This is a genomic window from Chlamydia gallinacea 08-1274/3 (assembly GCF_000471025.2).
GTDB classification, from domain to species: Bacteria; Chlamydiota; Chlamydiia; order Chlamydiales; family Chlamydiaceae; genus Chlamydia; species Chlamydia gallinacea.
Window position 1 is genome coordinate 21,785 of the sequence record NZ_CP015840.1, and the last position, 25,150, is coordinate 46,934.

Below are 25,150 nucleotides of genomic sequence, written 5' to 3' on the forward strand. Positions count from 1 at the left end.
ACAGCAAATTAACAATGTAACTAAAGATGTATTGAGAGTGCAAATAGATCTAAAAATACTCATCGAATAAAAAATTTACCTTCAGCTACACTTCTTATACTAATTAGTAAATCGAGATAAAAATATAAACTAACCATTATTTAATGGTACTGGAGATAGTACATATCCGGACTACCTCTAAATACTATAGTAATACCTATAAGTAAAAAGCTTTTATGTTGTGGATAATACCAAAAACAATTCCACAAATGCATAATCTTGACGAGAAAAGAATAAGGAACCCCACGAACAGGCTTTGAAAAGAAAATCCCGTTCCGGTTTTCAGATTAGAATAACCACATGCCTTGAGTTTTCCTAAAAAACTCGTTCTTTGAAATTAGATTGAGGAACTCTATGGAAAAAATTTCCGGAACACTGGAAAGCATTCTCTTTACAGATAGCCATTCGCAAGAAACATTTGCCAAAATCCGTATACCCTATAAAAGGTCTCTTATCGTCATCAAAGGTCGATTCTCCGATTCTTTTCTTCAACCAGGTAGACAACTCTTTCTATATGGCAAATGGTCTGAAGATCCGGATATCGAGAAGTACTTCCAGGTATATAGCTATAACGATTCAGAAACTCGAGATACTCAAGGAATTATCAACTACCTTACATCTAAACTGATCAAAGGCATAGGACCTAAAATTACAGAAAAGATTATTCAAAAGTTTAAAAATGAAACAGCGCATATCCTTGATAATCAACCAGAAAGACTCATTGAAATTCCTGGCATTAGCCAAGCACGTTGCGATAGCCTCTGCAAACAATTAAACGAACAGAAAAGACTCCGAGCAACCTTACTCTTTCTTCAACAATATGATATTGCTATCCACTATGGAATTAGGATTTATAAAAAATACCAAGAGAAAACGATAGAAAAAATTTGTGAAGACCCTTTTTTACTTGCTAGAGAAATGGAAGGAATTGGGTTCAAAACTGCAGATCTAATTGCAATACGTCTGGGAGTACCATTAAATTCTCAAAGCCGTCTATCTGCAGGGATACAACACTCCTTAAAAGAATTACAGGAAGATGGTCATACTTGTTACCCTCTACATAATCTTACGCAAATTGTCGCCACACTCCTAAACCAAAACATGTCCCATACACTAATATCCATAGAAGAAATCATTTCTCAGATGTATAGTATGCAAAAACAAAATCTCTTACATATTCAAGAAATAGACAAATCTACGTATGTTTGGATAAAGCATAGCTATCTGGCAGAACAAACCATAGCACAGGACCTAAAGAGAATTCTATTTTCTTCAAGGAAAATCCGTTCTATCAATAGTATGAAAGCGATTCAATGGGTGGAAAAAAACTTAAACCTCTATTTAGAACATAGCCAAAAAACAGCAGTTCGCGCATCATTTTCGGAAAAAATTCATATTATCACTGGAGGTCCGGGAACAGGTAAAAGTACGATTACAAAAGCAATACTAAAAATATTTGAACAAATCACATACAAAATTATCCTTGCTGCCCCTACAGGAAAAGCTGCGAAGCGTATGACGGAAATCACGGGGAAGCACGCTGTAACTATCCACTCTCTACTACAATATGATTTTAAAACACGATCCTTCCGTAAAAACCATGAAAATCCTATCGATTGTGATCTAATTATCATTGATGAATCGGGAATGATCGATACTTATCTACTCTATCATTTATTAAAAGCTCTACCTGATTATGTAATCATCATTTTTATTGGTGATGTCTATCAGCTTCCTAGTGTAGGTCCAGGAAATATTCTCAAAGACATTATTGAATCTAAGAAAATTACTGTAACTCAACTAAACAAGATTTTTCGCCAAGTACATGATTCTACAATCATTACTAATGCACATAAAGTTAATGAAGGCGAGCTTCCCATATTATATTCAAAATCTGGTCGTAAAGATTTTTTATTTTTTCACAAAGACGATCCTCAAGAAGCTTTGGAGCAGATTGTACATTTAGTCACACAATTCGTTCCCAAAAAATACCATATTTACTCTAAGGATATCCAAATTCTTTCCCCTATGAAAAAAGGGATTTTAGGGATTCATAATCTAAATAAAGTGTTAAAATCCGCACTCAATCCCAAGCAAACAAATCTCCATGGGAAATTCTACTCCTATGCTGTAGGAGATAAAGTAATGCAAATACGAAATAATTATAACAAAGAAGTCTTTAATGGGGATATTGGCTATATATCTATGATTAACTTCGAAACTAAACGTGTGATTGTTAATATTGATGGAAGATATGTACCCTATTCCTTTTCAGAACTTGATGACTTAACACTAGCCTATGCTACTTCCGTACATAAGTACCAGGGTAGTGAAAGTCCTTGCATTATCCTACCCATACACACATCACACTTCATGATGCTCTATAGAAATCTTCTTTATACAGCCATCACAAGAGGAAAACAGCTGGTGGTTTTAGTAGGAACAAAAAAGGCAATTGCTATCGCCACAAAAAATAACAAAGTACAACACCGATGTACAGGACTAATACAAGCCTTAAATCACCTTTCCCACCCAGCAACAGCTGCCTGCTATTCGTAAAACTTTCATTCAACAGGTGTAAATAATAATTGTGGGGTTTTCAAAGAAAACACTTCTTCAGAAACATCAAAAAATTCTGAGTTCCAGAGATTAGCTGCACGATCGGGATGATGATCTGATAAATGTAAGGACTTTGGAGAAAGCATGTTCCATATATCCCACGCGGCACCTGGGAGAATGGGGTAGGAAATTAGTGCAAGAAGCTTCTGGCAATAGCATGCACAAAAAAGTACTGTTTCTACACGACGGGAAGCCCCTTCCTTAAGTAATTTCCAAGGCGCCTGATCATTAAAATACCCATTTCCTAAAGCAGCAAGCTCCATAATTGCAGAACAAGCCTTTCTTAAGCTATACTCTCGATAATAGGATTCTGCTTTATGAACAATCCTTTGTGCCTCCTGTAAGAATTGGTGATCCCCATCTTCTAAGGACTCCGCACAATATGCGAGTGTTTGAAACTGATTTTTCTCGGCAAAAGCTAACACGCGGTTAATAAAATTACCAAACTTTCCAACAAGTTCAGAGTTACACCGCGTTTTAAAATCTGCAAAAGTAAACTCGCTATCAGCAGTTTCAGGAGCTGTAGCAGCTAAGACATAACGTAATTTATCTAAAGCATAGGCATCTAAAAAGGCATCCATATCTACATAGTTACCTTCAGATTTACTAAACTGCGCTCCCTCAAACAAATAAAATTCAGAAGAAATCAAAGCATCGACCTTCTTATATGTGGAGTCTATCCCTAGTTCCATAGCAGGAAATATAGCAGAATGAAAAGGAAGATTATCCTTACCTATAAATTGCACATACTCTACAGAAGAATCCAGCCAAAAGTCCTTCCAAGCATCAGGATTACCCATAGATGCTGCCCAATCCATCGTACCACTTATATAGCCAATTGGAGCATCAAACCAGACATAAAAAACTTTGTCAGGGAAATCAGGAACAGGAACTCCCCAAGATAAATCCCTCGTAATTGCTCGTGGACGTAAATTTTTTATGTAATCTATAACAAATTTACGTACATGCTCAAGAAGATAGGTTTTATGAATAAATGACAGTAGAGGCTCTACAAAACGCTCTAAATGCAAATATGCATGCTCTGTAGCTTTAAGAACAAGCGGATCCCCCGACAACTTAGACCGTGGATTAATTAAATCTACAGCTTCATAATCAGCTCCACACCGTTGGCATTCATCACCACGAGCACCAGAAAACCCACACTTAGGACAAGTTCCCTCTACATAACGATCGGCTAAAAAACGCCCCTCCGCCTCAGAATATAACTGCTGAGAAACGTGATTTTCTATAAAACCTTTAGACTTAAGTTGCGTATAAAATTCCTGAACAATCGCCTGATGAAAAGGATTTGTAGTTCGAGAAAAGAAATCCAGAGAAATTCTTAATTTTTTAAACGTGTCTTTATGTATCTTATGATACATATCCACATACTCTTGATAACCCAAACCTGCACGTTCAGCATTTAATGTAATGGCTATACCATATTCATCCGAACCACATAAATACAGCACTTCATCTCCCAGCAACCGACGAAACCGAGCATAAACATCTGCAGGAAGATACGCTCCAGCTATATGACCAAAATGTAGGGGCCCGTTCGCATAGGGCAATGCTGATGTAATTAAAACACGTGCAGGCATTACTTCATATCACTCCATGTATAGGCAGAAGGATCTTTTCGCATTCCTGAAGAAATTCTTCCCTCTCTTTTCTTCTCTTGAACTGGGGAAGAGACAACATCTTTACTTTCCTCAGGAGCTCCTTCTTGTATGCCCTCTTTTTCTAATAACATTAATACCTCAATAGCAGCGTTTGCAGAACGCACATCACCCCGAGCTATTTTATGTTTAGCTTGCTGAATAGCATAATTAACCAAACTAAATGGGCTTTCGAAAAACTTATTTAGTTTTTCATTTGTTAAACGATCCTTTGTACTCATAATACGTTCCTATGTTCTTCTGCTATAAAAATGCTTTTTAAAATCTTGTAAGCCTTCTGTAATTCTTCATTCATAATGACATAATCAAACTGATCCGCAGAGGCCTGTTCAACCACACTATGCTCTACTCTCTCACGCCTTTGTGCATCCTGTTCCGATCCTCGTTCTTTTAAACGCCTTTCTAATTCTTCTACCGAGGGTGCGGAAATAAAAATAGAGACAGTGGGAATTTTTTCTTTTAATGCTAAAGCTCCTTGCACATCAATCACAGCAATTGCATGTTTCCCTGACTCCCAAATTTTATCAATTTCCAAACGACTTGTTCCATAGTGTTCTCCAAAAAGTACTACCCATTCAAGGAAATCGCCACAGTGTAAACGACTGTTGAACTCTTCTTGAGAAACAAAATGATAGTCTATACCTGGAAGTTCTTCCCTACGCGGCGCCCGTGTTGTTAAAGAAACCGTTTTCTGAAATGTATCAGGAAATTCTTGTGACAACATACGCACTAAAGTTGTCTTACCTGCTCCTGCAGGAGCACTAATAGTAAATAGCTTCGGGCAACACAGAGGATTGTCGCAAGAAAAGGGATGAAATACACGATTTTTCATACAATTTTAGAATACCTACGTACAGGAGAAAAACTTTTTCTATGACAATCACAAGGACCTAACAACTCCAAAGCTGCTAAATGGGCTGCCGTTCCATAACCCTTATGCTTATCAAACCCATAACCAGGATAGCGCTGATGCAATTCCACCATAAGGTCATCTCTATATTCTTTAGCTAGAATCGATGCTGCAGCTATAGATACCGATTTCGAATCTCCCTTGATCACCTTTTTACAAGGAATGTCGTGAGGAAGATACAAGCCATCTACAAGAAGGAAATCGGGAGATAGGGGAAGGCTGCTGATAGCTTGAATCATGGCTTCCTTAGTCGCTTCCAAGATATTAATCTCATCAATACGCTCTACAGAAACAACGCCTATTCCACAATATACATCAGGATCATTTACAAGCATATCGCGGACTCGTTTTCTTGCTTCAGGAGCCAATTTTTTACTATCATCCACACCGAGAAAAATCTTATTACGAGGAAGAATACAGGCCCCAGCAACTACCGGACCAGCCAAAGGTCCGCGGCCAACTTCATCTACTCCCGCTATAATGGAAAAACCTTCGTTAAAAACTTCTTGTTCTAAGATAGTTTTAGATAAAAATTGTTGTTCCATATCTACGGTGGAAGACTTCATCAATAGATAGCTCTAGCAAAATTAAAAACGCATTAAATCAAGCAATTAAATTATTTTTTTGCTGATTTAGATCCAATATATTCTTTAATTTTGGCTGCTTTACCTGTTTTGCCTCGCAAATAGTATAAACGAGCACGAGCAACTTTACCGCGTTTGACTACCTCGATGCTCACGATCTTGGGGCTATGAAGTAGAAAACTCTTTTCCATTCCTTCGCCATAAGCGACACGATGTAAGGATACAGTTTCTCCAGCTCCCTCACCCTTACGAGCCATAACTGTCCCCTGAAATACCTGTATACGCTCTTTACCGCCATCGACAATTTTTGTTGCCACACGAATTGTATCTCCTACACGGAAATCTGTAATATCCGATCGGCACTGTTCTTGCTGTAATTCTTGTAATAAGTTGCCCATACAATCACCTAAATTCTCTCTATTTCATTTTTGAACGAGATAGCCCAGACATGACCGTCTAAATCACTGGCTAATCTCACTTCCTCCCGATCATCAGCTTGTGCTAAAGTACCGCCAAGCATCTTCCATCGTTTTAAAAAATGCAAATAATTATCTTCATAATCCAAACATAGGGCGAGATTAGCTATCTGTTTCCTTCTCAATCCCCCATGTTGAAAATATAAAAATATTGGCGTTTCTCCTGGAACGCATAATGCATTATTCACAGGTAGATCTACTTTAAAAAGTTTTGAATAAAACTTTTTAGATCGTTGAATATTTTCAACTTCTAATACTACCCCAAACTCCTTAACTATCTGTGGAGTCTCATGTAACTCTGACTCTTTTTTGTTATTCCCTAAATCACGATAAAGATAGCGTAAATATAAATCAGGACGCCGCGTCCGTGTTCTATCTAAACTTTCTTGATGCCTCCACTGGGCAATTTCTCGATGATTTCCTTGAAATAAAACCTCAGGAACTTGTTTATCCTCAAAAACACGTGGACGCGTATATTGAGGCCCCTTCAGCAACCCATTTTCTAGTGAATCCATTTCTACACTGTCTTGGTTACCAAGCACTCCAGGAATAAATCGAGATAAGGCATCAATGACAACTAAAGCGGCTATTCCACCATTAGTTACTACATAATCTCCAATACTAATCTCTTCATCCACCTCAGTTAAAGCACGCTCATCTATTCCTTCATAGTGTCCACATAAAAATATTAAATGAGGGTGCTGTGCAAGCTCTCGACTCTTACGAGCCGTTAAAAGAGATCCTTGGGGAGAAAGATAAATAACTTTAGAATTCTTTCTTTTAATGCTGCGTATCGCTCGGACTACAGGCTCAGCCATAAGAAGCATTCCATTACCACTAAAAGGGACGTCGTCTACTTGCTTCCATTTTCCTAAGCCAAAATCTCTAATATTCCTAGAGCGAATCTCTAAAAGACCACTGCGAATCGCTCTCCCCAAAACACTCGCTTGCAAAGGACTATCAAAATAGTCGGGGAACAAAGAAAGTATGTCTATCTTCATTCGTTCCCTTACCTTAAAAATTACTTTGCAGCAGCTTGAGCAGATTCAGCTCTTTTTAACGAGCGGCGACGACGGTAAGCACGACGTTTTTGACATACAGCTGCTCGACGAGCCATCTTTTTAGCAACTAACTCACTATAGACCCCAGGAGCTCCCTGCCTTACTAAGGCGGCGGCCTTTTCTGTGAGCTCAGCACCATGATTCAACCAATAAAAAATCCGTTCGCTTTTCAGTTGATAGTTCACATCGCTATGAGGGTCATACCAACCTAATAGCTCTATATACTTACCATCGCGAGGAAACTCAGCATCAGCAAGCACTAATCTATAAACAACATGATTTCTTCGCCCTTGTTGTCGTAAACGAATTTTTAACGCCACAGATTTCCTCCTGACATTTTTTTTCTCATTTGTTCCAATTTTTCCTTACTCATATTTTTAAAAAACTTTTTTGATTTCGCCATATGCTTACGAAACTGATTTACATCTCCTAATGTCAACCCACATCCCGAAGCAATTCTTTTCATTCGACTCATATCAAGCTCCACTTCCTCTTTTCTTTCTTGAGGGGTCATGGAAAGAATCATCGCCTCAGTTCTTTTCATATGCTTTTCAGAGTCTTCTATCTCCTTATCACTTGGTCTTACACCGCCAAAACTTGGCATCATACCCATAAGCTTACGAAGAGGCCCCATACGACGAAAAGCTTTCATTTGCTTATAATAATCTTCATAAGTAAACGTAGCTTCTACTAGTTTTTTCCCAAATTCCTGATCTTCTTTCTCTGAGATACACTCACGCATTTTTTGAACAAAATGCACAGTATCTCCCATACCCAAAATACGATCGGCCATCGATTCCGCATTAAATAGACGAAGATCTTCTATCTTTTCTCCGCACCCCTCAAACTTTATAGGTTTACCAAGAAGATTTTTCATAGACAAAACAGCTCCCGCACGAGCATCTCCATCTGTCATCGTAACAATCACTCCCGTGAGATCAAGATACTGATCAAAAGCCTTAGCCGTCGCAACAGCATCCTGTCCCATGGCAAGATTCATGACAAATAACCGCTCACACGAGAACGCAACTTTATGTATAGAGACAAGCTCCTGCATTAAATCATCGTCCACATGCAAACGACCTGCTGTATCAATCAAAACTAGGTCATGACCAGAAGACCGTGCATAATCAACAGCTTGTAAAGCCACCTCAACAGGATTTTGACTACTACTAGTATAAAATTCAGCAGAAGTCGCAGAAATCAAATTTCTTAACTGATCTACAGCTGCAAGGCGCTTCAAATCACAAGGGACAACAAGCACTTTCTTTGCCTTACGTTCGCGAATTACATAAGAAGCCAGTTTTGCACACGTAGTCGTTTTACCAGTTCCTTGCAATCCACAGAGCAAAATCACGCTAGGATTTCCCGAAATAGTCAACTCCGTTTTTCCATCAAGCAGCCCCACCAACTCTTCATGCAAATATTTTACAAACTGCTGACCGGGAGAAACATGCTTCCACACTTCCTCTCCCAAGATTCTTTGCTTGACCTTAGCAATAAAATCTTTAACAACGTGATAATTAACGTCAGCGTCTAGCAAAGCTAAGCGCACCTCCCGGATTGCTTCGGAGATGTTGCCTTCAGTAATCCTTCGAGAAGAAATTAATGAAGAAAAAATTGAAGATAGTTTTTGCGATAAAGAACTGATCATCTACTCAGCAAAAATGCAAGAATCATCCCATGAGGATACAGAATCTGTTACATGATTTTCAAGAAAAAAATCCTATCCCACCCTGAGAGGTCTTGATATAAACAACCAGAAATTTTATATTTTTCAAAAATTTTTGTTACTTGACATCCCTGTTGATAACCGATTTCCAGCCAGGCAACGCCTCTAGGAGCTAAAATTTTATGAATATCTCTGGCTATACGTTCATAAAATTCCGTTCCAGAATTCCCTCCAACCAAAGCTTTCCAAGGCTCATAACAACGTACTTCAGGATCAGTGGATAAAATTTCCTTAAACGAAAGATATGGCGGATTACAAACAAAGGCATCTGCCCTATGGGTATAAGGAGAAAAAAGATCTCCAAGCAAAATTTCAACATTTAAATGATTATACTCAGCATTCAATCGCGAAATCTCTACTGCTTTGGGACAAATATCAGAAAGCACCACATCAACAGAAGGACAATATTTTTTCACAGCTAAACCTAGGCATCCACTACCGCAACACACATCATACAATCTCTTAATTTCCGGGTGTGCTCTTAGATAATGGATAACCTTTTCCGCCAAAAGTTCTGTTTCTGCTCTAGGAATCAACACCCGAGGATCTACGAATAGGGGCATACCCAAAAAAGATATATGGCCATGAATATAGGCCGCAGGCATGCGTTGGGATCGCTTATGGATTCGTTGCCAATAATCTAATAATTGTGCTTCATCCAAAGACATCGTGGATAAACATGTCCTAGATGTTACGCCAACAAGATCCATTAAAACATCTTCAGCTTCTCTATTAGGAAAAGCTATACCATGGTAAGCAAGATAATCAGCAGCTTGCTTAAGAATTTTCTTCATCACTGCTTTGTAATAATTGATGATAAGCATGGCTCACTAGAGCTGATGTAATCACATCCAAATCGCCATCCATAACTTTATCCAAACTATATAGGGTGAGCCCAATACGATGATCCGTCACACGATTTTGTGAAAAATTATACGTACGGATCCTTTCTGAGCGATCCCCACTTCCTACTTGAGCAGAACGCATCGCCGTCGCCTCTTGATGCCGTCTCTGCATCTCAGCATCCCGTATGCGAGCTTTTAGGATACGCATGGCCTTGGCTTTATTCTTATGCTGACTACGTTCATCCTGACAAGTAACCACGACTCCTGTGGGTAAGTGAGTAATCCTGACCGCAGAATCAGTAACATTGACATGCTGCCCTCCTGCCCCAGAAGCACGAAAGGTATCTATTTTCAAATCTTTTTCATTAATAAATACTTCCTCTTCTTCCTCAGAAGGTTCGGGCAATACAGCAATAGTAATTGCCGAAGTATGGACACGTCCTTGAGTTTCTGTTTCCGGCACCCTTTGGACTCGATGCGTTCCTGCTTCATACTGAAGCAAACGCTTCACGCCTGTCCCTGAAATTCCCATGACATATTCTTTGTATCCACCAATATCCGATTCTGAAGCAGAAAGAACCTCATATTTCCACCCCTTAGAATCTGAATACAGATGATACATACGTACACAGTCTCCTACAAAAAGAGCTGCCTCATCCCCTCCAGTCCCTGCACGCAATTCCATAATTACGTTTAAGTCATCCTCAGGATCCGGCGGCACTAATAAATTCTCTAAAATTTTAGTTAATTTCTCTATCTCATCCTTCTCAAGTTGTATCCCCTCTTCTAACATAGCTATCATTTCGGGATCCTTCTCTTGAGCTAAAGCCTGCTTATCATCCCTCAAAATCTTCTCAGTACTCAATAAACGATCGTATACATTTTTAAGTTCAGAAAGACGTGCATGTTCCTTACTTAAACTACTATACTCTTTAGGATTTTCAAAAATCTGTGGATCAGAAATCTTAACTTCAATTTCTTCTAGGCGTTTTAAATACTCTAGAATCTTTTTTTCCATGGGCCTCTTTCCTAATCAAGCATCCCTGCAATACTTCCAGATAAATAATAGAAAAACCAGAAAGCTGCATCAGCCTAAACCTAAAAACTACCTCTATTCAAGGATAACTCGCCGATAAAACTACCTCAACGCACAAAGACAACTCAAAGAGACCTCTTTGCCCAACTACCTCAAGCCGTTACGAGTTAACATTGCTAGAAGTCTTTATACATTTGCTAATTACATCTCGTCAATATGTGCAGAGACTTCCTAGAAAGATAAGAAAAGACTTGTAAACAGCCAAAAACACGTGACTTATAAGAAATATTAAAGAAACTTACTTCTTTTTCTTTGTGGAACCCTTCTTTTTCCCTTTAGCAGGGGCAGCGGTCTCTTCAACGGGAGATGGAGCTTTAATATTGCTATAGCGTTTTAAAAATTTATCAACACGCCCCTCAGCATCTACAAATTTCTTGCTTCCTGTAAAGAAGGGATGTGAGGCTGAAGAAACGCTGACGTAACAAACGGGATACTCTTTTCCTTCAAAAACTTCTGTTTTGTCAGTTTGATACGTAGATCCGCAGACAAATTTATATCCAGTAGAAGAATCTACAAATAAAACCTGTCTATATTCAGGATGAGTGTTCTTTTTCATATTGACAACTCCAAAATCACCATCTTAGTATACGAGAAACCTTACTAAGAAACTCAGAAAAAGTGTACCGAAATACCCTATGAAAAGGCAAGAAAAAATGCACCCACTCCCTATGCTATTTCAACTTTTTCTAATCATGTTTTTGTCCCTTCCCTTTGGACTGAAAGCTCAGGAAATATCTTCATTTAAAAAAAATATTTTTCTTGCACACCCAGGCGACTATGCAGTTCTCAGCAAAGGAAGTCAAAAAATATTTTTACTTGTAAAATCTATTTCTCCCGATGCTGTATGGCTAGAAATAACCGAGTTCCCCCACTTATCTCCTTCTGAGCGTACTTTAGTTAAAGATACTCCATGGAAAACCCTGATTCATACATTAAAAGCACATAAAAAGATCTCTTTGATTTACTTATCCTATCAAGACACTCGGGTGTTCAGTTTTAACAGCAAAACCCACTCCTGGATTCCCTCAAACCAAAATGACTTAAATCCTTTTCTTTCTACCTTATTACATCTTTCTTTAAGAAATGCTCCCACACATTTAATCAAAACTCAAGGGAAAGACCAGACTCCCTGGTCTCCTAAAGTATCCTTGAATGGCATGCCCTCTGTGAAAATACCTACACAAGCCAAACATACGTTCTGGCCTCCAGACACTTCTGCATTATCAGGCAGAAGTATCCTGATGTATTTCACCGTGCCCGACATCTCTGTCTTTCCTATTTGGATAAGTATAGATACCCCCAAGGGAGAAGTAATCGTCCGAGCAATCGATGTGGGACACGACGCCACCTCCCCTCTAACATACTCTTTACCAACTATAAAATAACTCTACATTCTAAATGTAAAGTGGCAATGATTTCTTCAATAAAAAAAGAAAAATCTTGCTCCTTACCTAGAAAATATTTTTGATTGAAAAATCTAATACAGTAAAATAGCCTTCAATACCTAAACATGATTGTTTAGCAATAAAGATGACAAGGCTCGTATGTTTCTTTAAAAATCATGGATTTCAATAAAAGAACTTCCCTCAAGCCTTAAGTACTTCTCTATGCATTATAGAGACTAGCGTCAGTACAATACCATTCAGTAATTCAGGATTGCTACGGGCATTTTTTATGAAACAACAGTATTCTCTAAATAAAAGTCGCCAAATACTTCATTCTACATATAAGCTGCTTAAAAGCAAAAAAGTTGCCTGTCACCCCAATGCTCAAAAAGAAGGGAAAATCCTTTTAGAACAATTAGAAGAAGCTATTTTCCAAAAAGACAGGGAATTGGCCAGCCAACTAGCTAAAAGAGCTCAGCAATTCCAAAAAACATACCCATCTTCTCTGGTAAAAAAAATTTGGGAATTTACAAAAGCTATTTTCTTCGCAGCTATTCTAGCTTTCTGTATTCGTCAATTTTGGTTTGAACTTTATGAAGTTCCTACCGGATCCATGCGGCCCACAATTTTAGAACAAGACCGCCTGATTGTTTCTAAAACTACGTTTGGCCTTCATTTTCCTTTTATTAAACAACCTTGGGGATTCCGTCCTGAAGCTGTGACTCGTGGTGGCCTAGTCGTCTTTACCGTAGGTGATCTTCCCATTCCTAACCCTAACACACAATATTTTTGGTTTTTTACAGGAAAAAAACGCTATATCAAGCGCTGTATGGGAAAACCCGGTGATATTGTATACTTTTACGGGGGGAAAATTTATGGTTTAGATCATAAGGGAGATCCTATTACATTTCCTACAGAGCATGGTTTAGATCAGCTTTACCACGTTCCCTACATCTCCTTTGATGGCTCTACAGAAATGACAAAAGGAGAAAAAACAACAATATGCTTCAAACAAATGAATCAACCTTGTGGGAAACTCGTCTTCCCTCGCGAAGAATCTTATGGGCAATTTTTCAACCAGAATACGTGGAATAACGATACACCAAATGCTTTAAAATACCCACATCAAAAGCCAGTAAGCTATGCAGATCTTTTTGGTATGGGAAATTACGCTATGGTACGTATTCTTACTCATAAACAAGCCAGCCTATCCCATATAACACCAACTTCCCCCGCCATAGCCTACCTAGAAATCAACCATACTCCAAATACTTCCTATCCCCCACCACAAATTCATAGTTATAATCAACAGTTATTCCCTACCCTACGTCCTATGACAACTCTCCTTCCTCTAAGACAGGAACACATTCATTTAATTAGGAATAACCTCAATACATCACGTTTTATCATTTCTGAGGGTGTTGCTTATAAGTATCAACCCAATGTGTTAAAGCTCGACCCAGCATCACGCATTTTTGCCTTACCCTTCCCAGGGGTTGAAAACGGCTGTTATGAATACTTTAAAGGAGAAGCTTACAAAATTGGGTTTGGTGGAATTCGTTACAAACTTAAACCCACTCATCCGCTTATGCAATTAAATGATAATCAAGTTATTGATTTATTTAATTGTGGAATGAATTTTAATTCGTTTTATATCCCTACAAATCCTAAACACAGTCCACTACCTAACCGTTATGCCTTCTATAATCACGGCAACCTCTATATCATGGACTCACCCATTTTCATTCAAAGTGACCCGGCATTACAAAAATTTGTGGAGCTAGAAAAAGCAAAACAAGAAGCTTCTTCCGAAAGTCAACCTTATATAGGATTTATCGATCGCGGCCCCCCCCCTAACAATCCTGAAGAATTTGCTACATTTATTCGTAACTTCGGAATACACGTTCCAGAAAGACACATATTAGTCTTAGGAGATAATTACTCCATGAGTGCAGACAGTCGAGAATTTGGCTTTGTCCCCGTAGAAAATTTGCTCGGAACACCTTTATGGATTTTCTGGCCCTTAGGACATTTCCAACACTTAAAAAATGTCTCGTCTCCCACGACATTGCCTGGCTATACAGTCAATGGCCTTGCTTTAGCAGCTCTTCTATATGTTGCAAGCCATTCTTACTTTAAAAAGCGCCGTCGCTTATTCCCCAAAAATCAAAAATAATAAATTAGAAAAGAGCCTCCATTTACAAGAGGCTTTTTTTCATTTACATGGACTGGATACTACGTTAAAAGCAATAGTCGTTGGGTACCCATTAATATCCCATTCCTCTCCTTCTAAGAGATCTGCAAACTGGTATTGCTGGGTCAATGTTTCCTCGCAAATATACTCTTTATATTTCATGAATGCTGCTTGTACTTCTGATGACGTTTTCATCTGCAAGGAAATACGGTCAGAAACCTGAAGTTTGCGGTTCCTACGCATCGTGTTAATTTTATTTACAATCTCCCTAGAAAGGGCCTCTGTAATGAGATCTTCTGTCAATTGACAATCCAAAACAACTGTAAATAGTGTAGAGCTACGCGCCACATACCCAGGCTCTGTTTCCCAAGAAATGAGTACATCATCGAGCTCGAGTGTCATCTGGGTATCACCCAAAAGAAGAGACACATATTGCTGTTGTAGAAACCGTTGTATTGCTTCTTGAGATAGGGAAGCTAATGCCTTTTTCACTTCGTTAATTTTACTCCCTACCTTCTTCCCTAAAGAACGGAAATTCGGCTTCACTGTTGTTCTAATAAAGTGAGGCGTCTCTTTATAAAAGACTATATTTTTTATATTAAGTTCCTCAGCAATCAACTGCTCAAAAGAAGTTAAAACATCTAAACGCTCCTTAGGCCCAATAATATAAAAATTAGATAAAGGTTGACGTACTTTCAATTTGTATTCTTTGCGCAACGAATGGCCTAAACCAACAATTTCCCGTACATCACTCATACGTTGTTCTAACTCAGGGAATACCTTATCAAGATTCTTATGTGGAAAATCACATAAATGTACAGACTCTTCAGAAGATGTGTGTCGAATTTGCTGATAAATATCTTCCGATATAAATGGAATAAATGGAGCAATCACCTTGGAAAAAACTAAAAGAACCTCATAAAGAGTTGCAAATGCAGCTCTTCTATCTAAAGTGTCTTCAGACTCCCAAAAGCGACGCCGAGAGCGACGAATATACCAATTAGTCAGATCATCAATAAATGCTACAAAAGGATGAACTGCCATATGCAAATTATAAGCACCCATACTATCACGAACCTTGCCAATAACAGTATTGAGATTCGATAGAATCCATCGATCAATCTCAGTATAGGCACAACCCTCCTTCCCAAACTGACTCTTGTCGAAACCATATAAATCTGTGTACGTCTTAAAAAATGTTAATACGTTGGTTAAAGGAAGAAGTATCTGCTTCAAAATGGACTCAACACCTTTATCGGAAAACCGTAAATCTTCAGCTTTAACAACAACACTATGCAATAAATATAATCTTAAGGCATCAGCTCCGTAGGTATTCATAATATGCATAGGACTGGGATAATTATTTAATCTCTTAGACATTTTGTTTCCGTCTTCTGCTAAAATAATCCCATTGACTATCGCATTCTTAAATGCCGGCTGGTTAAACAACGCTGTAGAAATGACTGTAAGCGTGTAAAACCAACCTCGCGTTTGATCTAATCCTTCAGCAATAAAATCGGCAGGAAAACTGGATTCCGTTTGTTGTTGATTTTCAAAAGGATAGTGGTTTTGAGCGTAAGGCATAGCTCCTGAATCAAACCAACAATCAAAAACATAAGGAACACGTTGGAAAGACTTACCATTCTTTTGAATTTTTAATTGATCAATAAAATGACAATGCAAATCGGAAATCTTTTCTCCTGAAAGTTCTTCGAGTTCTTTAATAGAACCCACAACTAGAATTTCTCCATCTGCACTTTTCCAAATAGGAATCGGTGTCCCCCAATAACGGTTTCTACTTATTGCCCAATCCCGAGCCCCTTCTAACCACTTACCAAAACGCCCTTCCTTAATATGCTCAGGGACCCAATGGATCTTTTGGTTCTCCTGCAACATTCGATCTTTTATCTCTTCAACAGCAATAAACCAGGAGTTTACAGTCTTATAAATTAATGGAGTATCTGTCCTCCAACAAAAAGGATACCTATGCATGATTGTGCCTTGATAAAATACTTTACCAAGTCCTTTTAACTTTCTGACAATCTCCTTGTCACAATCCTTAATATACTTTCCTTGATACTCAGGAACCTCTCCAGTGAAATACCCATGATTATCTATAGGACAAACAACAGGAATATGGTGTTCTTTACAAACAAAAAAATCTGCTTCTCCAAATGCAGGTGCCATATGGACAACACCCGTCCCTTCATTTTCCTCGACAAAAGGACCGGGAATAACGCGAAAAGCTCCTTCCTGACGTTTATGAGTAAAAATATCAAAAGGAGGTAAGTAATTCTTACCCACAAGGGATGTCCCAGGAAAACTCTCTAGAATCTCGTAGGATGTAGAATCAGAAAACCAACGTGCTACACACTCCTGGCCTAAAATCCACTGCTCTCCAGAACTTTTATCAATAATACGTACATAAATAAGTTCTGGTCCTACTGCAACAGCCATATTGGATACCAACGTCCATGGAGTTGTTGTCCATACAAGTAAAGACGCGGGATCATCAACTAAGGAAAACTTCACGATTATAGAAGGATCATTAACTTCTTTATAATTTTGTCCCGCTTCAAAATTAGATAGTGGGGTCCCCAGCTTTGTAGAAAAGGGAACGACTTTTACACTCTCATAAACAAGTCCCTGCTTATATAAAGAAGAAAATACCCACCAAACGCTTTCCATGAATGAAGCATCCATGGTCTTCCATGTCGCAGAAAAATCTACCCATCTTCCTATACGATTAACATAATGTTGCCATTCTTTAACGTAGCGTAAAACAATATTGCGACATTCTTCATTAAACGCACCGATCCCAAAATTCTCAATAGCTCCCGGAGTTGTCAAATTCAAAGACTTCTCTACTTCATATTCTACGGGTACACCATGACAGTCCCAGCCAAACCTTCGGGGAACATAATAACCATTCATAGTCGCAAAACGACAAACAGCATCTTTGATCGTTCCAGCCAGCAAATGTCCATAATGAGGAAGCCCTGTAGCAAACGGCGGCCCATCATAAAATGCGTATATAGGCTTACCCAAACGCAGTTGTAACGACTTCTGGAAAATATGATTACGGTTCCAAAATTCTAGTATTTGTTCTTCTCTATCTACCAATCCATCCTTATATTCCGTATCCATTTCCTTAGCCATGAAGTATGTATAAATTTGAAATCTCCATTAAAATAAAGGGTTTTCTGGTTTTCGTCCACCTCCCTAGAATTCAAAAAATCTCATTCTATTGACAAAATGTATGACAAAGAGATACTAAGGTGACAAAAAAACCGAAAAAAGACGTAAATGTTTCGGGGGTGTATAGGTTTCGACTTGGAAATGAAGTGTTAATAGCATGCGGAGGGCGTTGGCTGGCCTCCTAAAAAGCCGACAAAACAATAAATGCCGAACCTAAGGCTGAATGCGAAATTATCAGCTTCTCTTCTCTCTCTGAAGAAAGATTAGCTGCTTAATTAGCAAAAGTTGTTATCTAAATTTAGATAACCCGGCGCTCTTGGGCTCCACCAGAGGCTTAAGAAGCGCCGTCATCCATCTGGTTGGAATTTGCTCCTTCTAATTCTCAAAGGAGTTCATTCGAGATTTCTGAGAGTCGTTGTCTCCTATAGACGTTCTTAGCTAAGGGAGGTCAATGTAACACGACTAGGAACTAAGCATGTAGATATTAACAGGGAGTTTGCTAAGGACGAGAGTTCGAGTCTCTCCACCTCCAATTATCATTGCATGTTTTAAATTTTTTATTGTTATTTGTTATAATTCTCTTTATTATAAGAGCATTTCTACAATCTAGGGGAAACTTCATCTCAATATGAGCATGATCTCTAGACAAGTGATTTGTTTTAATCACTATCACACTCCTAAGGGATATCCAGTAAATTCTCTTGAGAGAACATCAATAATTATTATCCAAAATCCTTTATACCGGTCATGTTTTGAGAAAGCGCTAAGTTACTTTCCTCTATTCAGTACATGCACGGGAATCCGAGCTTTTTTAGGTCTTTCTGCAATAAAAGAAAGTTTAGAAATCCGCATCCACGGAGTCGGTACACGGTGTCCTTTTTATCCTTGTATAACAATCAATTCTGATCTTGTTTCCATTAAACGACAGGCTTGGCTAGAGCTCTTGGGAATTAAAGGTTTATTCATGATCTATCACTTAGTAGTTAAAGTTGTATGCTTTTTCTTAGCTTATTGCCGACATATACTAAAATGTCCCCGAAGCAAACCAATAAAATCCCCACAAGAAAAAATTTTAGATTTGATAAACTAGAAGAGTGTATCGTCCCCACTATAAAATTGCTGCTGCCGCTGCTGCAAGCTCGGAACGCTCTGTCTTTGTCATAAACATATGGCCATATAAAGAAAGATGGTGAAACTTACCTACTAAATAGGTAAGCCCATTAGAGTTTTCATCAAAGTAGAGACTATCAATTTGCGTGGGATCCCCTGTCAAAACAATTTTAGTTCCCTTACCTGCACGAGAAATAATGGTTTTAATCTCATGAGGAGTCAAATTTTGAGCTTCATCAATAATCATAAATACTTTGGGCAAGGATCTTCCACGAATATAAGTCAAAGCTTCCATCTCTAACTTTTTTGCCTCCATTAAAGAGTGGAGAGCTTCGGAAAAATCTCCCATACCATAAATATTAAAGAGAAATTCCATGTTATCATAAATGGGCTGCATCCAATGTAAAAGTTTCTCTTCTTTTAAGCCTGGGAGGAAACCGATGTCTTTCCCCATAGGAACAATTGGACGGCTAATTAATAACTTATTGTAGTTTCCTTTGTCAAACACCTGATACATAGCTGCAGCTAATGCCAGAACTGTTTTCCCTGATCCTGCTTGACCCATTAAAGTCACTAACTTAATATCATCCCGCAAAAGTAGATCCAAAGCACACTTTTGCTCCATATTTAATGGTTGGATTCCCCAAATATTCTGTGGAAGATCCTTCAAAGCAATTATGCGTTTTTCTTTCTCTGAGTAACGACCTAAAGCAAAATAGTTCCCCTCACTAGACAGGAAAAAATACTCATTAGGTGACGGGAGAGTCTCCGGACATATATCTACATATCCCCGAGCATAAAAACTTTCTATATCGGATACAGATACTCGAAGCTCCCTATATCCACGATACAATGAACGGAAGGAAAACCTTTTGTTTTCATAATCCTTAGATTCTATGCCTAGAGCCTCTGCACGCACACGCCGACTTAGACTTTTTGTCACAAAAACCATCGGTTCACGCTGAGCAATAATTTGTAATAATTCTAAAGTCAGGAGTTTTCGACGTTTTTCTTCATTCGATAAATTAGTTATAGAAGAGACCTCGATACGCAATTCACTGCCATTAGGCAAGATAATACCGTCAATATGATTTCCCTCTCTTTCTAAAAGCAAACGAATATTACTCAAAGCACGTGAAGCATTTTTAGCCGATTCATCACGAAACTTAGCACATCCCTCTAACTCCTCAATCACAGTAAAAGGAATAATGATACGCGTATCTTCAAAAGAAGATAAAGCTTCAGGATCATAAATGAATACACTTGTATCAATGACCATGGTTTTGTTCATTTTTTTCATTCACTCCCTAAAGCAATAAAGAGGTTGACCATTGAATTTTCTACTAAATCTAGATCTACGAATACCAAATTCTATGCATTGTGCGTATACAATAAAGTAACAATCCTAAGGAATTCCAACGATAAAAATTTATTAGAAGCTCCTCAAGCTTTTTATATAATTCTCAATAAAAAAAACTCTATCCTTATTCCTTCTGAATACGATAAAGAAATTGGGACAAAATTTAGCATTCTATAGATCCAACTGCTAATTTAATTGTCAAAAAAACATAACTTCCCTAAAATGACGATCAAGAACAATAAAAGTTACTACTGAGGCGCTATGAAATTGAAAATTAACGATCAACTCATCTGCATTCCCCCCTACATCTCTGCACGCTGGAATCAAATAGCTTTTATTGAATCACAAGAGGGAGAAATTAAGGATCAAGCTACTCTAAAACTCCACTTAATTGATGGGAAAGTCGTTTCCATCCCTAACTTAGATCAAGCTATCATTGATATTGCTTTTCAGGAACACCTACTCTACCTTGAATCTTCACAAGCACATCGAGATGAAAGTGGACGTGAAGAGGATAAGCTAGGTGCATTAATCAATGTACTGCAACAACTATCTAAAGACACGGATATCCACATATTTTCACCCAAAAGCTTAATGTCTCCATTATTTGGGGCAAATCCCATAGAAATGATCTTACAACATAACCCAGAGCATAAAGATCATCCAGATGCTCCCACGGATATCTTAGAAAAAATGGTCACCGCTATTCGCGCTCTTGTAGGGAACAATCCCTCTTTTCTACCTAAGCCAGAGCCACATTGCAACTGTATGCACTGCCAAATTGGTAGAGTGATTGGTGAAGAAGAAGAGGCTCCTGTTTCTGAACAAGACTTATCTTTTCGTACATGGGATATCAGCCAAAGTGGAAACAAACTCTATGTTGTAACTAATCCCCTAGATCCTAATGAACAATTCAGTGTCTATTTAGGTACACCCATAGGATGTACATGTGGACAATTAAATTGTGAGCATGTCAAAGCTGTTCTCTATACTTAAGGTAACTTAGTAAGACAATTGACTTTTTCACTATAGTCGATATAATTCTCTTTTCAAGGGACGGTGCTCAAGTCTCGCTTTTGTATTGATTTTGTGAACGCATTGTAGGAGTAAAGCATGCGAATTCTAACGATTTCTATGCTTTTGTTGGCCATCATTACGGGAGATAACTTATCTACCGCACATGCAGCGAGTACGTCAAAAATCTCAGGTCAACCAGTAGAAACGTCTGCATTTACCCCATTCACTGGAGAAATTAAAGGAGAGCGGGTTCGTCTACGCCTAGCACCTCATGTAGATAGTTCTATTATCAAGGAGCTTTCTAAAGGAGATTATGTTGCTGTTATTGGAGAAAGTAAGGATTACTACATAGTATCTGCTCCCGAGGGACTTAAAGGTTATATATTTCGCACATTTGTGTTAGATAACATTATTGAAGGAGAACAAGTGAATGTTCGTCTAGAGCCTTCAACATCTTCTCCAGTGCTAGCCCGCCTATCTCGAGGAACAGAAATCCAAACAACTTCAAATCAACCTCAAGGGAAATGGTTGGAAATCATCCTCCCTAATCAGTGTTCCTTCTATATTGCTAAAAATTTCGTTACGAATAAAGGGCCACTAGATCTCTACAAACATAGAGAAGGCCAGAAAAAAATCGCTTTAGATCTCCTAGAATCAGCCAAGGCATTTGCTAAAGAAGAGCTTCAAAAAACTTTAGATGCTATTGATCTTGAATCCATTTATAAGAAAATTAATCTTGTACAATCAGAAGAGTTCAAAAACATTCCTGGTCTACAACCTCTTATACAAAAAGCACTGGAGGAAATCCAAGATACCTATCTCTCCAAGTCTCTGCTAAATCAAAACAAAGATTCGGGGATCCATTCTTTGAGAGGTTTAGAAGTTTCTCATGTAGAAACGTCTACTCCTACTCAATCGTTATTATCTCAACATATCCGTAAACAAACTAAAATCAAAACTTCTCCTAAAGTACAAAGCCGTGAAAACCTTGAGTATTCGTTATATAAAGTTTGGTTAGACATGCAACCCCAAGGTAATCCGAAAAAATTGACTTTAGAAGCCTTCTATGAAGAAGAACAAAAGAAAAAACAAATTTTAGTTGGTGAGTTAGATATTTATCCCCATGTTGTAAAAAACAATCCCGGCGATTACTTACTCAAAGATAAAGAAAATGTAGTAGCCTTTGTTTACGCAACCAAAATTGACTTGGAAAAATGGCTAGGGAAACGTGTATCCGTAGAATGCCTTCCGCGTCCTAACAACTACTTTGCTTTTCCTGCTTATCATATCATCAGCATTAAAGAAATTTCCTAGGCTTCTAAATTTTACTAACATAGAAGTAAGAACGAAGCCCTTTATTCTAAAAGCCCGATAATACAGTAAAACCTAGCAAGATCGTGTAACGACTTGCTAGGTTTTGTGTTAATACACAGAAGGAAAATCCGTCTTACCCCGGAACACACGATAAACATAAATAGTATAACCAATGATTAATGGTAATCCAATAAGCACAATAAGGAGTAATGTTTGTAAAGTCTTCGTACTTGCTGCGGCATTATAAATAGTATAACTATACTCCGAACTTACTGTTGAGAACAAAAGATTAGGGAAAAGCACGATGACCGTGGATAAAATTAAAAGCAGCAAGTTATAGGAAGAATAGCAAAAAGCGCGTCTATAACGTTGTTTTACTATACAAGTCTTTACAGCCAAACAACCACATAAAATCATGGACATGAAAAGAATCAATAAGGGGTATGCAGGAATTCCAGGGAAGTTCCCTACGGAGAAAGCATTGCCTTTTGTCTGTGGAATCATTAAAAGAGACGCACTAATTAATAGTAAGTAGACTACAAGAAATGCGGACAGAAAATAAGGAAAACGTTTAATCAAACGCTGTTGTAAATCCCCTGAAATCTTCATTAATGCGAAAGTAATTGCGTGAATGGCAAATACACAAGTAACAAGTAATCCACATAATAAGGCATAAGGACGAAAAAAAAGCACCCAAGATACAGAAGCATAAGGAGTTGTTGGAGACAAGGGCAACCCTAAAAGTAAATTGCCTACTAATATGCCTAAGAAAAAACTAATCAGTAATCCTGAAACGCAAAACAGAATATCCCAAAACCCTTTCCACTGTTTAGATTCTGTTTTACTACGAAATTCTAAGGCGCATCCCCGAAAAATATATAGTAAAACTAGAGTCCATATGGGCATATAAAACATAGACAGTAACATCCCATAAGCTGATGGAAAACCTGCGAAAAGACCACCAAAAATAATGATAAGCCAGACTTCATTCCCATCCCAAACCGGGCCTATGGAGTTTAATAAACTCCGTCTCTCTTTATCATCTCGAGAAATAAAATAAATCGTACTCATCCCTAAATCAAAACCATCTCCTAGAGAATAAGCAAATACGGCAACCATAAGTATGGCGTACCAAGCAATAGGTAAAATTGAAGCTAAAGAAAATTCCATCATGATATTTCCACCTCATTAAGGTCATTTTGATCAGGTCCTCGCTGTACCTTTTTACATAAAAGAAAAATAAATAGAGACAAAAGGCAAATAAACACTAAACTAAATAAAACTAAAGACTGAATAACTTGTCCTTTCTGGATTATAGGAGAAACAGCATCTTTTGTTTTTAATAAGCCATACACAATCCAGGGCTGTCTTCCTATTTCAGCAGCACACCACCCAATCTCATTACAGATTTCAGGACAGAAAACAGAAAAAGATAGTAGGCATAAAATCCAAGGTTTTAGTGCCCAACGTTGCTTTTTATAAACACACCAAGCCACTAAGGCGAGAAGCACCATAACCCCCCAAAGCATCACCATAAGATGATACAACTGAAAAACAACAGGGACATTTGGCCATTCGTCTTGAGGAACCTGATCCAAACCGACAACAGGAGTTTTTATATTTCTATGAACTAAAAACGATAAAGCTCCTGGAATGGGTAGACCTCGCACCTTCTGATTCTTAACATCAACAATTCCAAATAAATAGATAGGTGTATATTCTTTCGTTTTAAACACTCCTTCAAAAGCAGCTAATTTCGCAGGTTGATGTTTAGCAACTCCACGAGCAGAAACATCTGCTGACCATAGCTGTAAAATCAAGACTATCATTCCTAGAATGGCTCCTAACTTCATTCCCTGACGAGCAAAAGCCTCATAACGCTGCTTAAGTAAATAAAAAGCACTTACACTAATAACAAGAAAAATTCCCGATAACCATGTTCCTAGTACCACATGGACAAATCGGGACATGCTTGAAGGAGAAAAAACTACTTCCCAAAATGAAGATAACATAGGAACCATCCGACCATTATGCATAGCTAGGGAATAACCTGAAGGTGTTTGCATCCAAGAATTCGCACAAACAATCCAAAAAGCACTCATATGAGCACCCAAAGCTACCATGCACGTAGCAAAGAAATGCATATTTTTCGACACTTTGTAACGCCCAAATAATAAAACCCCTAAAAATCCTGATTCTAAGAAAAATGCAAAAATCCCCTCACTACCTAGTAAAGTACCAAAAATGTTTCCGGTGTATTCTGAAAATCTTGACCAGTTAGAACCAAACGAAAAAATCTGCATGATTCCTGTAACTACACCCACAACAAAGGTTAACGCAAATATATTGGTCCAAAACCATGTCATCTGTTTATAGATATTCTTCTTCGTAATGAGATACAAGCCTTCCATAACTACGAGCATCATGCTTATACCCATGCTCAAAGGCACAAACAAGTAATGAAAGGCAATGAATAACCCAAACTGTATCCTAGATAACATCACTACATCCATAAGTCCGCCAGAAAATCA

20 protein-coding genes, 1 other RNA gene and 1 pseudogene are annotated in these 25,150 nt (G+C 38.1%); 7 read left to right on the forward strand and 15 right to left on the reverse strand.

Translation table 11 applies throughout. The annotated features are described in order from the left end of the window. Positions 1–393: 393 nt before the first annotated feature. Positions 394–2,598, forward strand: coding sequence for an SF1B family DNA helicase RecD2 (recD2, locus tag M787_RS00110; RefSeq protein WP_021828440.1), 2,205 nt, complete (start codon positions 394–396; stop codon positions 2,596–2,598). Between the two features lie 5 nt (positions 2,599–2,603). Here the strand turns inward: recD2 and metG are convergent, their stop codons facing one another. The 11 genes and pseudogenes from metG to M787_RS00165 form a co-directional block, all read right to left on the reverse strand. After that, on the reverse strand, positions 2,604–4,259 hold the full coding sequence (gene metG / locus M787_RS00115; protein WP_021828441.1) for a methionine--tRNA ligase: 1,656 nt from the start codon (positions 4,257–4,259) through the stop codon (positions 2,604–2,606). Beyond that, on the reverse strand, positions 4,259–4,558 hold the full coding sequence (locus tag M787_RS00120) for a hypothetical protein (protein WP_021828442.1): 300 nt from the start codon (positions 4,556–4,558) through the stop codon (positions 4,259–4,261). The genes metG and M787_RS00120 overlap by 1 nt, the downstream gene beginning before the upstream one ends. Beyond that, positions 4,555–5,169, reverse strand: coding sequence for a guanylate kinase (gene gmk / locus M787_RS00125; protein ID WP_021828443.1), 615 nt, complete (start codon positions 5,167–5,169; stop codon positions 4,555–4,557). The genes M787_RS00120 and gmk overlap by 4 nt, the downstream gene beginning before the upstream one ends. Continuing rightward, positions 5,166–5,792 (reverse strand): ribonuclease HII, encoded by a 627-nt coding sequence (locus tag M787_RS00130; RefSeq protein WP_394809844.1) that lies wholly within the window; start codon positions 5,790–5,792, stop codon positions 5,166–5,168. Before M787_RS00130 ends, gmk begins: the two co-directional genes overlap by 4 nt. Before the next feature lie 71 nt (positions 5,793–5,863). Beyond that, positions 5,864–6,229, reverse strand: coding sequence for a 50S ribosomal protein L19 (gene rplS, locus M787_RS00135; RefSeq protein ID WP_021828445.1), 366 nt, complete (start codon positions 6,227–6,229; stop codon positions 5,864–5,866). An 8-nt stretch (positions 6,230–6,237) separates the two neighbouring features. Beyond that, complete coding sequence (gene trmD / locus M787_RS00140; RefSeq protein ID WP_021828446.1) at positions 6,238–7,308, reverse strand: tRNA (guanosine(37)-N1)-methyltransferase TrmD; 1,071 nt, start codon at positions 7,306–7,308, stop codon at positions 6,238–6,240. Positions 7,309–7,328: 20 nt separating this feature from the next. Further along, positions 7,329–7,688, reverse strand: coding sequence for a 30S ribosomal protein S16 (locus M787_RS00145; RefSeq protein ID WP_021828447.1), 360 nt, complete (start codon positions 7,686–7,688; stop codon positions 7,329–7,331). Next, positions 7,679–9,022, reverse strand: coding sequence for a signal recognition particle protein (ffh, locus tag M787_RS00150; protein WP_021828448.1), 1,344 nt, complete (start codon positions 9,020–9,022; stop codon positions 7,679–7,681). The genes M787_RS00145 and ffh overlap by 10 nt, the downstream gene beginning before the upstream one ends. Continuing rightward, positions 9,023–9,894, reverse strand: a pseudogene (gene prmC, locus M787_RS00155) (peptide chain release factor N(5)-glutamine methyltransferase). Continuing rightward, the gene (gene prfA / locus M787_RS00160; RefSeq protein ID WP_021828450.1) at positions 9,878–10,963 is read right to left on the reverse strand and encodes a peptide chain release factor 1; all 1,086 of its coding nucleotides are present in this window, start codon (positions 10,961–10,963) and stop codon (positions 9,878–9,880) included. The pseudogene prmC and the gene prfA overlap by 17 nt, the downstream one beginning before the upstream one ends. A 316-nt stretch (positions 10,964–11,279) precedes the next feature. Continuing rightward, entirely contained in the window at positions 11,280–11,597 is a 318-nt protein-coding gene (locus tag M787_RS00165) for a type B 50S ribosomal protein L31 (RefSeq protein WP_021828451.1), read from the reverse strand. Between the two features lie 79 nt (positions 11,598–11,676). Between M787_RS00165 and M787_RS00170 the strand changes: the two genes are divergently transcribed. Together M787_RS00170 and lepB are read left to right on the forward strand one after the other, a co-directional pair. After that, a complete protein-coding gene (locus M787_RS00170) occupies positions 11,677–12,426 on the forward strand; it encodes a hypothetical protein (RefSeq protein WP_040429788.1) in 750 nt (249 codons plus the stop codon). A gap of 289 nt (positions 12,427–12,715) precedes the next feature. Continuing rightward, entirely contained in the window at positions 12,716–14,602 is a 1,887-nt protein-coding gene (gene lepB, locus M787_RS00175) for a signal peptidase I (RefSeq protein WP_021828453.1), read from the forward strand. A 39-nt stretch (positions 14,603–14,641) separates the two neighbouring features. Here the strand turns inward: lepB and ileS are convergent, their stop codons facing one another. Continuing rightward, positions 14,642–17,767, reverse strand: a complete 3,126-nt coding sequence (gene ileS, locus M787_RS00180) for an isoleucine--tRNA ligase (protein ID WP_021828454.1) — start codon at positions 17,765–17,767, stop codon at positions 14,642–14,644. 166 nt (positions 17,768–17,933) lie between these two features. Between ileS and ssrA the strand changes: the two genes are divergently transcribed. Continuing rightward, positions 17,934–18,353: a transfer-messenger RNA gene (gene ssrA / locus M787_RS00185) on the forward strand. A gap of 93 nt (positions 18,354–18,446) precedes the next feature. After that, positions 18,447–18,908 carry a hypothetical protein gene (locus tag M787_RS00190; protein WP_021828455.1) on the forward strand — a complete coding sequence of 154 codons (462 nt, stop codon included), beginning with the start codon at positions 18,447–18,449 and terminating at the stop codon, positions 18,906–18,908. Positions 18,909–18,926: 18 nt separating this feature from the next. Here M787_RS00190 and M787_RS00195 read toward each other — a convergent pair whose 3' ends face one another. Beyond that, positions 18,927–20,219, reverse strand: coding sequence for a PhoH family protein (locus M787_RS00195; RefSeq protein ID WP_021828456.1), 1,293 nt, complete (start codon positions 20,217–20,219; stop codon positions 18,927–18,929). A gap of 330 nt (positions 20,220–20,549) precedes the next feature. Here M787_RS00195 and M787_RS00205 point away from each other — a divergent pair, with 330 nt between their 5' ends. Together M787_RS00205 and M787_RS00210 are read left to right on the forward strand one after the other, a co-directional pair. Beyond that, entirely contained in the window at positions 20,550–21,284 is a 735-nt protein-coding gene (locus tag M787_RS00205) for a hypothetical protein (protein ID WP_021828457.1), read from the forward strand. Positions 21,285–21,401: 117 nt separating this feature from the next. Further along, complete coding sequence (locus M787_RS00210; RefSeq protein ID WP_021828458.1) at positions 21,402–22,619, forward strand: SH3 domain-containing protein; 1,218 nt, start codon at positions 21,402–21,404, stop codon at positions 22,617–22,619. Between the two features lie 108 nt (positions 22,620–22,727). Here the strand turns inward: M787_RS00210 and cydB are convergent, their stop codons facing one another. Continuing rightward, a complete protein-coding gene (cydB, locus tag M787_RS00215; protein ID WP_021828459.1) occupies positions 22,728–23,789 on the reverse strand; it encodes a cytochrome d ubiquinol oxidase subunit II in 1,062 nt (353 codons plus the stop codon). Then, positions 23,789–25,132, reverse strand: coding sequence for a cytochrome ubiquinol oxidase subunit I (locus tag M787_RS00220; RefSeq protein ID WP_021828460.1), 1,344 nt, complete (start codon positions 25,130–25,132; stop codon positions 23,789–23,791). Before M787_RS00220 ends, cydB begins: the two co-directional genes overlap by 1 nt. Between the last annotated feature and the right edge of the window lie 18 nt (positions 25,133–25,150).